This is a genomic window from Acinetobacter sp. DSM 11652 (assembly GCF_900109815.1).
Taxonomy (GTDB): domain Bacteria; phylum Pseudomonadota; class Gammaproteobacteria; order Pseudomonadales; family Moraxellaceae; genus Acinetobacter.
Genome location: NZ_FOBK01000005.1, coordinates 111,873 through 125,023, shown reverse-complemented (window position 1 = coordinate 125,023; position 13,151 = coordinate 111,873). Strand labels below are relative to the sequence as shown.

Below are 13,151 nucleotides of genomic sequence, written 5' to 3'. Positions count from 1 at the left end.
ATCGAAAGGTGACCTTTTTTAATGCATAAAAGTTTAGTAAAACTTGGCTAATATAATGAAATATTCATTAAGAATAAAATTAAAATAATGATTTTAAATACGATTTGATTTTATATTTCGGGAATCCAATTTTTTTGAGTAAAAGTTTAAAAAATATACAAAATGGTCAAATTTTTTATTTGTTAATGAATTTAATATTTATATAAAACAGAGTGTTAGGTTTGATTTTTGTTGATCTTAAACTAGCTGTCATCCAAACGAGATATTAGAAATTCGACCAATTGGTATATTTGTTGCTTAGTTAAAGTGAATATATGGTTCCGATAAATTTGATAGACGAACTGTGATTTGTACTTAAACGAAATGAATTTATCATTGTACAGCCAATGTCTAAAGATGTTCGACATTGGCTCACATTACCAATGGGGTGGTATGTGATGAAAGAGAATTGGTTTTCCAAATTTACTCCTTTTCAAGGGGATATTGAAAAAACTCCCGTTGCCATGAACGAGTACTTGCCTGCAGGACAAAGTATTGTACTTGGACTTCAACATACATTTGCCATGTTTGGTGCAACAGTGTTGGCACCGCTGCTCATGGGGTTTGATCCTAGTCTAACGATCCTGTTATCTGGTATTGGCACGATATTATTTTTCCTTATCACAGGTGGGAGAGTGCCAAGCTATCTTGGGGGGAGTTTTGCTTTTATTGGTGCTGTGATTGCTGTAACAGGCTATACCGGTTCAGGGTTAAATCCAAATATTGGGATTGCCTTAGGTGCAATAGTGGTTTGTGGCATTTTCTATGCCTTGATGGGTTTGCTTGTAATGAAAACGGGTTCTCAATGGATGGAGAATCTTTTACCACCAGTTGTTGCTGGTGCAATCATTATGATTGTTGGATTAAATTTAGCACCTGGGGCGATTAAAGCCGTATCAGGTAAAGAGTTTGATACATGGATGGCTTTGTTGACCGCAATGTGTATTGGTGGTGTCGCAGTATTTACAAGTGGAATGTTGAGACGATTATTGCTATTGGTGGGTTTGATAGTTTCGTATCTTGTATATTTTGTTTTAGCTAACATGATGGGAATGGGTAAACCAATCGATTTTAGCTCGGTTTCAAATGCGGCATGGTTTGGTTTACCAACTTTATATCAACCTGAATTTCAAATGAATGCAATTCTGCTGATTCTACCTATCGCATTTATTCTTATTGCTGAAAATCTTGCGCATTTCAAAGTTGTAAGTGAAATGACAGGCAAAAATATTACGCCTTATATGGGTAGAGCATTTTTGGCAGATGGGGTATGTACCTCTATGTCTGGTGCTGTAGGAGGAACTGGATTAACTACATATGCAGAGAATATTGGGGTCATGGCGGCAACGCGTATTTACTCTACAGTGGTTTTTGTAATTGCGGGTATTGTCGCCATTATTCTGGGATTATCACCAAAATTTGGAGCACTCATTAGCACATTACCTGTCGCAATTTTGACAGGGACTTCAATGATTGTTTTCGGCTTAATTGTAATCGCTGGTGCGAAAATCTGGATCGAAAATAAAGTCGATTTTACTCAAAACGGCAACATTATTGTGGCATCAGTGACTGTGATTATGGGCGCAGGGAACTATTCGATTATGGTTGGTGGACTTGATCTCGGCGGCATTACAACGGCGACATTTGCTGGAATTATTCTAAATCTGATTTTTAATCGAGCTAAGCAAAAGCAGAATCAAATAGTAGCAGAGGTTGTACCAGAAAAAACTTAAGTTTGAGACTTAGCTTTTAAGACAAATTTTAGTCAATCCTAAATTGTCGAAAGTTTCAGCAAGATAATGAAAACGTAAAAGATGTATACCTGATACAAGGGGATAAAAATGGGAATACCAGTAATTGATTTAGCAGGCGTAGATATAAACAAACCAGAAAGTGAGGCGACTAAACGTGCAGTTGCTGAACTGAGAAAAGCTGCGATGCATTCAGGTTTTTTCTATGTGAAGAATCATACAGTTCCTTTAGAAATGATGACGCGACAGTTTGCATTAGCAAAAGAATTATTGGCGCTTCCAGAAGACGTTAAGCAAAAATATGATGTACGTAATTTTTTTGGATTCCGTGGATTTGATCAACTAAATGGTCAGCAATTAGACCCTTACGGCAAGCCAGATTATAAAGAAGGGTTTTATTGTGGTCGTAATTATCCTCAAGATCATCCTTTTGCAATCGCTAAATATCAAAACTATGGTCCAAATCAGTGGCCTGAAGAATTACCTCAATGTGAATTGATTTGTCAGGAGTACATCGATGAAATGTATAAACTGGCAAATTTTCTGATGCAACTTTTGGCATTAACGTTAAATCTGCCATCGAACTATTTTGATGCTTCTAGTAAAGATCCTATGGGAACCTTACGTATGTTGCGTTATCCACCTACACCTAGAGATGATGATGAAACATATGGCGTTGGCGCGCATACAGATTGGGGGTCAGTCACCATTTTGGCACAAGATCAAATAGGCGGATTAGAAGTGTGCATGCCTGACGGAGAGTGGGTTGCAGCACCACCAATTGAAGGAACATTTGTAGTTAATCTAGGTGATATGATTCCAAAATGGACCAATGGTCTATATCACTCCAATCCACATCGAGTAAAAAATAGTTTTTCAAATGGTGCTTATCGTTACTCAATTCCATTTTTTTATGAACCAGACTATCACGCTGTGATTGAGCCAGTTCCTGGAACATTGAAAGAAGGTGAATTACCTTTATATGCACCATGTACAGTAGGGGAGCATTTAGAAGAAATGTATAATCGTTCATATAAAAAAGCGGAAGAGAATGCAGTAGCTTAAATCTCGCGATACAAAAAAAGCATTATCTATATAATGCTTTTTTTTTAATTATTCTAGTGATTTATGAGCGATATTGATTGATAAAGTCCTCAGAACTTAGCCCTTTTTTAGCATAATGAATTGATGCTCTTTCCGCATATATTTGTCTAATATAGCGCGCTATGTCGCAGCTATCTGCAAACATATTATATTTCCAACCCAAACCATAGGACCATAAATTAATATTATCCACGGTCATGATTTCAATATTTGTATCCTCATGATCCAAATAATGGTCAATCATCTTGCGAATGACCTCTTGGGTGCAGCTTAATTTATATGCATGCCATTCATCATGGGGACACGCATTTTTTGGTGGCTGCCTAAATGGGTATTGAATGCCTCTTCCAGGGCGATTAAGACCGTGACCTTCCCATGGGCTGTATTCTTGGGACCATGTATTTAATGGCCCGTTTGGAACCGCAGGACGTATTTGCCCCCAATGTACCAAATTTTGATTTAACCAATCATCTGCAAAACTATCGCAGTTGAAAGGATCAAGCTTTCTAATCGCTTCTTGGTCATGTTGAAAAGAGATATAAGATTCGATTGGATTTTCGATTTTGAAAATACAGTGGCTATAGTCCATCGCCATTTTAAATGGAATACCTTGATGATTGACTAAAGCTGCAACTTTCTCTATCCGGCGATAATCTTCAGACCAATTATCTACGTGATTTTCAAAGGTAATGGTTATACCCTTACTTTGAGCATACTCATAAAAATATAAATAGGCATCAGCAACTTGTTGATCATTAAGATAGTTGAATTTACTGTCTTTTGCTGCAAGCATAATGTTGTGGTATTTGGCGCCTACGGCACATGATAGCTCGATATTTTCTTTGAATATTTTTTCATGTTCTCCCCAAATATAGCATCCGTAACCTGAATAAACTGGAATATTGTATTTTTGACTCCCTTTAATGTAATCATCAATCATTTCACGATGAGTCGGAATGTGATCGATAAAATCCCACACGCTCGATTCTGCAAGTAGATCGAATTTTTCCATTATTGATGGTTCTTCAAGAGATACTGGATGCTCAAATGATGAGGCTTGTATGCCTAGTCCAGCACAGCCTAATGGAAACATTTTTTTCATAAATTCAATACCAAAAATATATAATTAAATCAGTGAATTGATAATGCAAAAAAAATGCCTTAATCCTTTAATATTTCAATCTATTACATTATTAAAATGGCTTTTTTAAAATATCAGTTGTCTAATACGAGCATAAATTTATCGAAATAAATTAGATACGGGGATGTATGATTAAAAACATTAAAAAATACAGCTATGGAATTATAGTAATCATCTGTGCAGGAATGACGACCTCTAAAGTGATGGCACAAAATGAAAATAAAGAACAAGCGGATTTAAATAATATTAATCCATTGACTCAACAGGAAATCGATCAAGCATTAGCTCAGATGAAAGTAAAAATGTTCAAAAATTTGGAAAATTGGAGTACGGCGTTAAAACGAAATGATTTCGAGCGGACAGGAAAAAATTTGGTGTTAAAAAGTAACAAACAGCTTGAATTATGTCATATATATCAAGCTTCTGTAGATGAAACATATTCTTTAGCGCAAAAAAATCGCCATCGTATGTCTATAGATGAACAGAAAATTGTGGATGATCGAAACAGGTTTATTGAGTATTTGGGATTCAAAGATAATCAAATTGATACTAAATTAGGTTTTAGTTGTCGATTAATTTAAAAAAAGCACGGATGAAAAATCCGTGCTTTTTAAACTCTAGAAACGGTAACCAATTTTAAAGCTATATCCAATAGCTGTATTGTCTTTAAAATCTGCATCATAGCGATCGGTTCCGAACCAACTAGCAGATTGAGCTTTTGCATCACCTAACCAAAAATATCGTGCACCCGCTTGAATGAATGTATTTTTATTAAAGCTGTACTGACCACCTAATCCTGCACTCCAAAAACCTTCAGATGGACCTAAGGTAGAAACATATTCACCTGCACCAGAGTCCCATCCTCCGATAATGGTCAATGCGAGTTTTTCATTTAATTTTCTTGCGATACCGAATGTTGCAGATATTTGATCTTTTTCATAAGCGATTAAGTCGAAACCACGAGGTCCTTTACCTTGTCCCTCCGTAATAGAAGAAGTTAAAACTCCAAATTTGTATGGACGGATTTTGAACTCAGACCAATCTACCCAACGTAAATTGATATAAGCTAATGTATCAGCCATGATACCTGATTGGAAATCTAGGTTAACTGATTGTGGAGTTGATGCTGAGGTTTTACCTTCTGTATATTGGTAGTCGGTACCAAGTGCCCCAATTTTATCTACAATATGCCACCCAGGATGTACAATAGGTAATGTATCTGTAATCACTTCAGGCATACTTTCTTCAGCTTGAACTGAATAAGAAATTTTTGATCTGTAGGTTAATGAAGCTCTTAATGCAATTTCAGGAATTTGAAATGCAGCACCCGCTAGCCAACCAAAAGCACCTTCTTCAGGCATACTTGCTTTATAGCCTTGATAATCTTTTCTTGTATCACGACCAAGAAGATCTCTTGAACCTGTACCTTTTTCCTTAAAAGTACTACACAGTGCTACACCACTAGTCTGTGAATTACATAAATAACCTCCCAACAGACTGTAAGCAGTTCCTTGTAAACTAAGATCACCTTTTACTGTTTGATAAACTGGGCCTGCATAAAAATTAAGGTGTTCATTAGGTTGGAAGCCTACGACTAGAGATAAACTATTTGTCGAAACTTCAGCCTCTGTACTGCCATACTCACTGTGAAATGCACCATATTTTGTCGCAGATTCAAGGTCACCTAATGGCAATCGTCCTGAGCTGTTGACTCTGGAATGTTTTTTATCAGAATTTGAATAAGAGGCTTTTGCTCCGAAAGGTTGGTCATAAATTAAACCTAATGAAATATTGTCAGTCACTTGAAATTTTAAATTAATATTTGCAAATCCGAACGTGTCTGCAATATCACTTAAATTTGAGCCCGCAATTTCCCCACCTGCGTTAATATCATCTGCTGTAGGCATATTCCAACCATTCGGGTCTCTTAATCCTGCAGATGCAGGACCCGAAGGTTCAGTTCTCATTGTTCCTGAAAGATCAGCATCCAAAATTGAGTAACTAAAATCTACATAGTTTCCTGGCTGTAAAAAGCCATTCATCGATTGGCCTGAACGATCCATAGCTGCAGCATAAGCGCCCGCGGTTGGAAACATTGCGACCAAAATCGCCCCAGTAAGTGTATTCAAACGCATTATTACATTCCCTGTGTAATGAATATTATTAGAGCTTTTACTCAAATATTTTGCTCTTTATACACATCGTGTAATTTTTGGTCAATGAGTATCCTGACAAATATGTAATTTTTTGCCAATCATTTTTTATTTAATTTCATGTATTTGTGTTTAAATGTGTTATTTGTCTCATTATTTTGAAATAAAGCTGCATATTATGATGTAGAGTTTATTTTTTAAATAATAAATTTTGATTGATGTTTGATCATTTTGGTCAATTTCCATGATAAAAAAAGGCGCCTAAGCGCCTTTTCTAAAAAATCAATTTTTAACGATCATTAAACTCATCATGTTGTGGAGCAGGGTATTTAAAGCCTTTGGTTTTATAACCTAAATACAAAATACCACCAATCGCCCAAATCAAACCATATTTAAGCGATGCTTGATCGACCTCTAACCACAATGCAAATACTGCAATAAAGCCGAGTAATGGTACGATAACGAAATTAATAATTTCTTTCGCTGTTTTAGTACGACCATCGCGTAACGCATAGCGTGAGATAACAGATAAGTTCACAAAGCTAAATGCTGTTAACGCACCGAAGCTAATTAATGAAATGACAAAGTCTAAATCCATAAAACCAGCGGTTAATGCGACTGCACCTACAATCATGATGTTATATGATGGAGTGAAGTTTTTAGGGCTGATGTGACCAAAAATTTTCTTATTGATGACACCATCGCGTCCCATAACATACATAAGGCGTGATACACCTGCATGTGCAGAAATACCTGATGCCATAACAGTAATGATGGCAAATGCAAGCACATAAGACTGGAACAAAGATCCACCAACCAACAACAAAATTTCAGGTTGAGTTTCTGCAATATTCTGGAAGTATGATCCCGGATTATTAGGGAAATAGATCTGCATGAAGTAAGTGCTGACGATAAAGATAATCCCTGCAATTAAAGCAGTTAAGAAAATTGCTTTTGGTAGCGTTTTCTCAGTATCTTTAGTTTCTTCAGCGAGAGAACTGAGTGAGTCAAATCCTGTAAATGAGAAGCAGAGTAATGTTGCACCTGTGATCAAGGCACCCACTGAAGTTAACTCATTCCAAAATGGTTCTAAACTCCAAAGTTGGTAGCGTTGTTCAGCAGAGATTGGACCATCCGCGTTATATCCCATTTGGAGCTTGGTATAGACCATCCATGTAAATACAGCGATCACAATTAATTGTACGAATACAATTAAACTGTTGAAATTTGCAACAAATCGCGCCCCACGAAGGTTAATACCTGTCATAAATGCTGTTAACACAATGACCCAGACCCAATGATTGACATCAGGGAATAAAGCCTCAAGATAAATCACCGCAAGGATGATGTTGACCATGGGGGAGAGCAGGTAATCTAACCATGATGACCAGCCAACCATAAAACCAACGTTAGGGTGGATAGATTTTTGAGCATAGGTATACGCTGAACCTGAAGATGGATATCTACGGATCATATGACCATAACTCAATGAAGTCAGTAGGATTGCAACAAGTGCAAAAATATATGATGTAGGAACGTGGAAATTACTTTCTTCTGATACCAAACCGAAAGTATCAAACAACGTCATTGGCTGAATATAAGCTAAACCGATAATAATGATGTGCCAGAGTCCTAGCGTTTTTTGCAGTTTAGCTGCCGATTGAGTCCCAGTTATATTAGTCAACGGCTTTATCCTCTTAATCGTTGATCAAGGATCAGTCAAATCAATTAAGGATCGTTTGAGACGAACGATCCCCCCTAATGTTTTTTCAAAAGTGCGCCAATCTAAACCAAATTGATGCAGTTTGTCAGTAGTTTGTGCGAGTTTTTTTAGCAGGATTTATGCCAAAGGTATTGAACTCATAAGTTAAAACAACTAACAAATGAAAAGCCTGATGTCTAAAAAAACATCAGGCTAGTTTTAAGCGTATCTTTACTTATTTTGAGAAAATTACCAAGCTTTTTCTAAGATAGATTTCAAATCTTTTAATGTCGCTTCTTTAGGGTTGAAAATGATAGATCCGTCATTTAACGCTTTTTCGGCAACTTCATCTAATTGAGATTGCGTAACTTTGCCTGTCTCACGTAATGTACGTGGCAGTTTAGTTAAATCATAAATGCGATCACGCATTGTGTTGATAATCGCAATAGCTTTATCTGCACGTTGATTTGCTGGTGTCTGTGCATAGATATCAGTACCTGCAAGCGGTAGTAACAGGTCAGCAATCTTATCGCCATTCACATCCTTGTTGTAATCGAGCACATAAGGGAGGAATAAGTTCATGCACAAACCATGTGGTAAGTGAGCAACTGCACCTAGAGCGTGTCCAAGGGAGTGAACAATACCGACCATTGCATTTGAGAATGCAATTCCAGCCATGGTTGATGCTTGAGCAAGTTCTAAACGGGCATCAGCATTTTTTGGATTTTCCAAAACTCTAAACAAGTTTTCACTAATTTTTTTAATTGCAGCAGTAGCGTAAGCATCACTGATAGGATTCGCTGCCAAACACGTATAGGCCTCAACTGCATGTGTCATTGCATCCATTCCTGTCATTGCTGTCAGGTGTGGAGGTAATGTTAAAGTCATACGTGGATCTAAAATTGCAGCACTAGGCATTAAATATTTTGAAGCAAATGCTATTTTTTGATTATTCGCTGTATCTGAAACCACAGCAACCATCGTGACTTCAGAGCCTGTACCTGATGTTGTTGGGATAACAAAAAAAGGCTTTAATGGGCGAGGTAGGTTGTGAGCTCCTGAATATTTCAGCAGATCATCGCCTCCTTCGGAGACGAGAATATTGGCAGCTTTTGCTGTGTCGATGACTGAACCACCCCCAATTGCAATGATGGCATCGCATTGATTGTTACGATACATCTCAGTCACGGCTTTTACTGTTTCTAAACTTGAGTCCGGTGGAACTTCATCAAAAATTGAGCCAATTTTTACTTCTGTCGCTGCAAAAGCAGCTTCCACTGGTTCAAGTAGACCATTGGCACGTACGCCTTTGTCTGTGATGATGAGTGGTTTTTTTGAACCCATTGAATCTAGCTCAAATGGAATGTGTTCAAGCGCAGCATTACCAGCAATCACTTTAACTGGACAGAAAAATTCATAATATGGTTTAGCCATGCTTAAGCACTCCCTTTAATATATGACTGAGCTACTTTGAGATAAATATTTGCTGCACCTGTCAATTTTTCTTTTAATGACAGATTGTCCGGATATTCTTTGACTGCAAGTTCAGCGACTAATTTTGGAAGAATAAGGGCTTCCATTTTATTCAGACAACGCACTAAACGTATTGCATGACCTAAATCGCCATCAGCAATCATACGGTCATTTGCAAATGCTTGTGCAGTACTTACTTGGAAAGAAAATACCAAAAAAGCATGATGCATATGTTTAAAGGTAATCGTTAAATCAGGTTTTTTTGATGCATGGTCGATTAAGACAAGTTGATGTTGTGGATTCACTTGTGCAATAAATGCTGCATCACTGTTGAAAACGTCCATTGAAATCGTGAAGCCGACAGGAAATTTAGCAATTTCCTGTTTTATTTCTTCATCGACTTGACTTGCCATCGCTAAGCCTCTGCCAATCACGTCAAGCATGAGTTTGACATAAGCTTGTTCTAGCGCGGGCTTTACAGAGTTAATAGAAATCACTCACTTGTCCCTTATCACATAGTTTTATAATTTAGAGTAAATACTCTAAAATTATCTAATGACAAAGTAAAGGAGTTTTAATGATCATTCACGATAATTTGACTGAACAGGTCACTTTTTTCGAGATAGGCTATGAGGTCTTGAACTAACATATCAAAACTTGGGTAGGGATTTATCAAATCAGAGATTCTGACCATTTCAAGACCTGCATAACCACATGGATTAATAGTTTGGAAGCCTTCCAGGTCACAATCTATATTAAGTGAGAGTCCATGATAACTGCGACCTTTTCGGATTTTAAAGCCCAGAGATCCAATTTTTCTACCATCAACATAAACACCAGGTGCATCTGGTTTAGCATAAGCTTCGATACCGTATTTTTTTAATAAATCGATCATGACATTTTCTGCATAGCTGACTAAAGTACGGACATTCCAGCCTAATCGATTTAAATCAAACATAAAATATGCAACTAATTGTCCTGGACCATGCCAAGTGACTTGTCCACCACGATCAGTTTGAACAACTGGGATATGGCTAGGCACTAATATATGTTCTGGTTTGCCAGCTTGTCCTTGGGTAAGCACAGAATTGTGCTGCAAAATCCAAAATTCATCTGCTGTTTGTTCGTCACGCTGTTCTGTCATCAGCTTCATTTCTTGGAAGCGATCTTCATAAGAAGTGGTTTGGGTATAGTGACGAATAATCAATTGAGGTTTGGTTTTGACATCCACGGAGGTTAAGGCTCACATTCAAAAATGAGTTTTATTATAGACAATATTGTTGAATTAAGTGTGACCTAGGCACATACTTGATGAATAATTAACAAACATAAAAAAACACGCATGAAGCGTGTTTTTTTATTAAAGTGCAGTTTTAATTAAAGGGCAAGCAGCCAAGTCTGCATATACTTGATGTACTTGCTCAAGCTCTTCAAAACGAAGTTGCGCAGTAATTGAATGATACTTGCCTGTACGCGATGGTGTCACTTTCATTGCATTCCCATCAAAATCAGGGAAATGTTTAACAAAAATGTCATTCACGGCTTTGCGTAAATCCTCACCTGCAAGACCAATCAATTTAATTGGATAATCCATCGGAAACACCCAAAGATGTTCTTGTAGTTCGCGTGATGGAGTGCGATCGATCATGTCAGTCATAGGACACCTCATTAGTAAAAATACCTGCTAGGCGCAGGTATTTAGAATTATTTGCTACATGCTTTATATTATGGGGGAGTGTCCCCCATATTCAAGCCTGTATTATCCTATGGATAGATTAGTCATTCTCAAGGAACGAGCGTAAATGTTCAGAACGCGATGGATGACGTAATTTACGTAACGCTTTTGCTTCGATCTGTCGAATACGTTCGCGTGTTACATCAAACTGTTTACCAACTTCTTCCAACGTGTGGTCCGTCGGCATATCAATACCAAAACGCATCTTCAAGACTTTAGCTTCACGTTCAGTGAGGTTTTCAAGTACCTCACGTGTTGCTTCTTTCAAGCCTTCTGAAGTTGCAGCATCAACTGGTGAAGTGATGTTACCATCTTCAATGAAGTCACCAAGATGTGAGTCTTCATCATCACCGATCGGTGTCTCCATCGAAATTGGTTCTTTAGCGATCTTAAGCACTTTACGAACTTTGACTTCATCCATTTCAAGGCGTTCACCTAACTCTTCAGGCGTAGGTTCACGTCCCATTTCTTGAAGCAATTGACGAGATACGCGGTTGATCTTGTTAATGGTTTCAATCATATGTACAGGGATACGAATCGTACGTGCTTGGTCAGCAATTGAACGTGTAATCGCCTGACGAATCCACCAAGTTGCATAAGTCGAGAACTTATAACCACGACGGTATTCAAACTTATCTACGGCTTTCATCAAGCCAATGTTACCTTCCTGAATCAGATCGAGGAACTGTAAACCACGGTTGGTATATTTTTTCGCAATGGAGATGACCAAACGTAAGTTCGCCTCAACCATTTCTTTTTTAGCACGACGTGCTTTTGCTTCACCAATCGCCATACGTTTAGAAATATCTTTAATTTCACGTACAGTAAGGTCTAGATCTTTTTCGATATCAGCGATTTTTTGTTGGAAAGCAAGAACGTCAGGGCGTACTTTCTCTAAGTATGGTTTTTGGTCAGCAGTGGCTTTAGCAATTTGCTCATCTAACCAAGCTGGGTTTGATTCTTGACCAGGGAACGTTGTACGGAATTGAGTACGATCCATACGACCACGACGAACTGCGTAGCGCATTACTTCACGTTCTGCTGTACGAATTTGTTCATGCGTGCCACGAATCATTTCAGAAATGATGTCAAACAAACGTGGTGTGAACTTAAACATCATAAAGACGGTTGCGAGCGACTCAAGAGCTGCTTTACCTTCTTTACTGTTACGACCATGTTTTGCGATCGCATCTTTAGTCGCATTCCACGCAGCTTCTAACTCTGCAAAACGCACTTTTGCGATTTCAGGGTCTGGACCTGAATCACCCTCAGAATCATCATCACTTTCAGACTCTTCTTCATCATCGTCATCAAGTTTTACATCTTTAGTTGGTTTAGTCTCTGTTTCTTCTTCAAGATCAGCATCAACTTCTTCTAAAACTTCTGGAATTTCTTCATCAGACTCTGGATCTAAATAGCCTGAAAGGATATCGGCTAAACGACGCTCGCCAGTTTCGTAATCTTTATATTCTTGTAATACAACTTCAACCGCATTTGGCCAATAAGCAATTGAGTTTAAAACGTCACGAATACCTTCTTCGATACGTTTTGCAATCTGAATTTCGCCTTCACGAGTCAACAGTTCAACTGTTCCCATTTCTCGCATATACATACGAACAGGGTCAGTTGTACGACCAGGCTCATTTTCTACAGATGCTAAAACTGCAGCTGCTTCTTCTTCAGCAACTTCGTCAGTCGTTTCTGCGCTACTACCATCAAACATTGCATCGTCAGATTCTGGCGCACGTTCGTGTACAGGAATACCGACGTCTTGAAGCATCTGAATGATATCTTCAATCTGTTCGCTTTCAGTGATCGAGTCTGGGAGATGATCGTTAACCTCAGCGTAGGTTAAGTAACCTTGTTCTTTGCCTCGGCTAATCAGAGCCGCTACTTGTGAAGTAGGGGAATGCATATCGCTCATCTTTGCTCTCTTCTCGTTGAATCTGTGGCGGGGAAAAACCGTGCATTCTAGCACAATTAACTTATCTTTAGTATCGTATTAACTCAGTATAATTGGTTTTGAAAACCAATGAATTAAGTTGTTTAAGTC

11 protein-coding genes are annotated in these 13,151 nt (G+C 38.0%); 3 read left to right on the top strand and 8 right to left on the bottom strand.

The window, feature by feature from the left end; translation table 11 throughout:
• The first annotated feature begins 437 nt into the window (after positions 1-437).
• Together BMW42_RS06835 and BMW42_RS06830 are read left to right on the top strand one after the other, a co-directional pair.
• Entirely contained in the window at positions 438-1,772 is a 1,335-nt protein-coding gene (locus BMW42_RS06835) for a solute carrier family 23 protein (RefSeq protein ID WP_092766922.1), read from the top strand.
• A 108-nt stretch (positions 1,773-1,880) separates the two neighbouring features.
• Entirely contained in the window at positions 1,881-2,855 is a 975-nt protein-coding gene (locus tag BMW42_RS06830) for an isopenicillin N synthase family dioxygenase (RefSeq protein ID WP_092766852.1), read from the top strand.
• 61 nt (positions 2,856-2,916) lie between these two features.
• On the opposite strand, the gene BMW42_RS06825 is transcribed toward BMW42_RS06830, so the two are convergent.
• Positions 2,917-3,996 (bottom strand): TIM barrel protein, encoded by a 1,080-nt coding sequence (locus BMW42_RS06825; protein ID WP_092766851.1) that lies wholly within the window; start codon positions 3,994-3,996, stop codon positions 2,917-2,919.
• A 167-nt stretch (positions 3,997-4,163) separates the two neighbouring features.
• On the opposite strand from BMW42_RS06825, the gene BMW42_RS06820 reads away from it, so the two are divergent.
• Positions 4,164-4,616, top strand: a complete 453-nt coding sequence (locus tag BMW42_RS06820) for a hypothetical protein (protein ID WP_143047403.1) — start codon at positions 4,164-4,166, stop codon at positions 4,614-4,616.
• Between the two features lie 36 nt (positions 4,617-4,652).
• On the opposite strand, the gene BMW42_RS06815 is transcribed toward BMW42_RS06820, so the two are convergent.
• The 7 genes from BMW42_RS06815 to rpoD form a co-directional block, all read right to left on the bottom strand.
• Complete coding sequence (locus tag BMW42_RS06815; RefSeq protein ID WP_092766849.1) at positions 4,653-6,170, bottom strand: outer membrane protein transport protein; 1,518 nt, start codon at positions 6,168-6,170, stop codon at positions 4,653-4,655.
• 307 nt (positions 6,171-6,477) lie between these two features.
• Positions 6,478-7,872 (bottom strand): APC family permease, encoded by a 1,395-nt coding sequence (locus tag BMW42_RS06810; protein ID WP_035267885.1) that lies wholly within the window; start codon positions 7,870-7,872, stop codon positions 6,478-6,480.
• A 267-nt stretch (positions 7,873-8,139) separates the two neighbouring features.
• Positions 8,140-9,324, bottom strand: a complete 1,185-nt coding sequence (locus tag BMW42_RS06805; protein ID WP_092766848.1) for an iron-containing alcohol dehydrogenase — start codon at positions 9,322-9,324, stop codon at positions 8,140-8,142.
• A 2-nt stretch (positions 9,325-9,326) separates the two neighbouring features.
• On the bottom strand, positions 9,327-9,860 hold the full coding sequence (locus BMW42_RS06800) for a hypothetical protein (RefSeq protein WP_092766847.1): 534 nt from the start codon (positions 9,858-9,860) through the stop codon (positions 9,327-9,329).
• A gap of 77 nt (positions 9,861-9,937) precedes the next feature.
• Positions 9,938-10,594, bottom strand: coding sequence for a lipoyl(octanoyl) transferase LipB (gene lipB / locus BMW42_RS06795; protein WP_092766846.1), 657 nt, complete (start codon positions 10,592-10,594; stop codon positions 9,938-9,940).
• A 129-nt stretch (positions 10,595-10,723) separates the two neighbouring features.
• Entirely contained in the window at positions 10,724-11,011 is a 288-nt protein-coding gene (locus BMW42_RS06790) for a YbeD family protein (protein WP_092766921.1), read from the bottom strand.
• Between the two features lie 127 nt (positions 11,012-11,138).
• Complete coding sequence (rpoD, locus tag BMW42_RS06785) at positions 11,139-13,076, bottom strand: RNA polymerase sigma factor RpoD (RefSeq protein ID WP_228133303.1); 1,938 nt, start codon at positions 13,074-13,076, stop codon at positions 11,139-11,141.
• Positions 13,077-13,151 lie beyond the last annotated feature (75 nt).

What these genes read in the sequence shown, in the direction of transcription:
- BMW42_RS06835 (WP_092766922.1), top strand. Translation starts at nt 438, where the DNA reads ATGAAAGAGAATTGGTTTTCCAAATTTACTCCTTTTCAAGGGGATATT.
- BMW42_RS06830 (WP_092766852.1), top strand. Translation starts at nt 1,881, where the DNA reads ATGGGAATACCAGTAATTGATTTAGCAGGCGTAGATATAAACAAACCA.
- BMW42_RS06825 (WP_092766851.1), bottom strand. Translation starts at nt 3,996, where the DNA reads ATGAAAAAAATGTTTCCATTAGGCTGTGCTGGACTAGGCATACAAGCC.
- BMW42_RS06820 (WP_143047403.1), top strand. Translation starts at nt 4,164, where the DNA reads ATGATTAAAAACATTAAAAAATACAGCTATGGAATTATAGTAATCATC.
- BMW42_RS06815 (WP_092766849.1), bottom strand. Translation starts at nt 6,170, where the DNA reads ATGCGTTTGAATACACTTACTGGGGCGATTTTGGTCGCAATGTTTCCA.
- BMW42_RS06805 (WP_092766848.1), bottom strand. Translation starts at nt 9,324, where the DNA reads ATGGCTAAACCATATTATGAATTTTTCTGTCCAGTTAAAGTGATTGCT.
- BMW42_RS06790 (WP_092766921.1), bottom strand. Translation starts at nt 11,011, where the DNA reads ATGATCGATCGCACTCCATCACGCGAACTACAAGAACATCTTTGGGTG.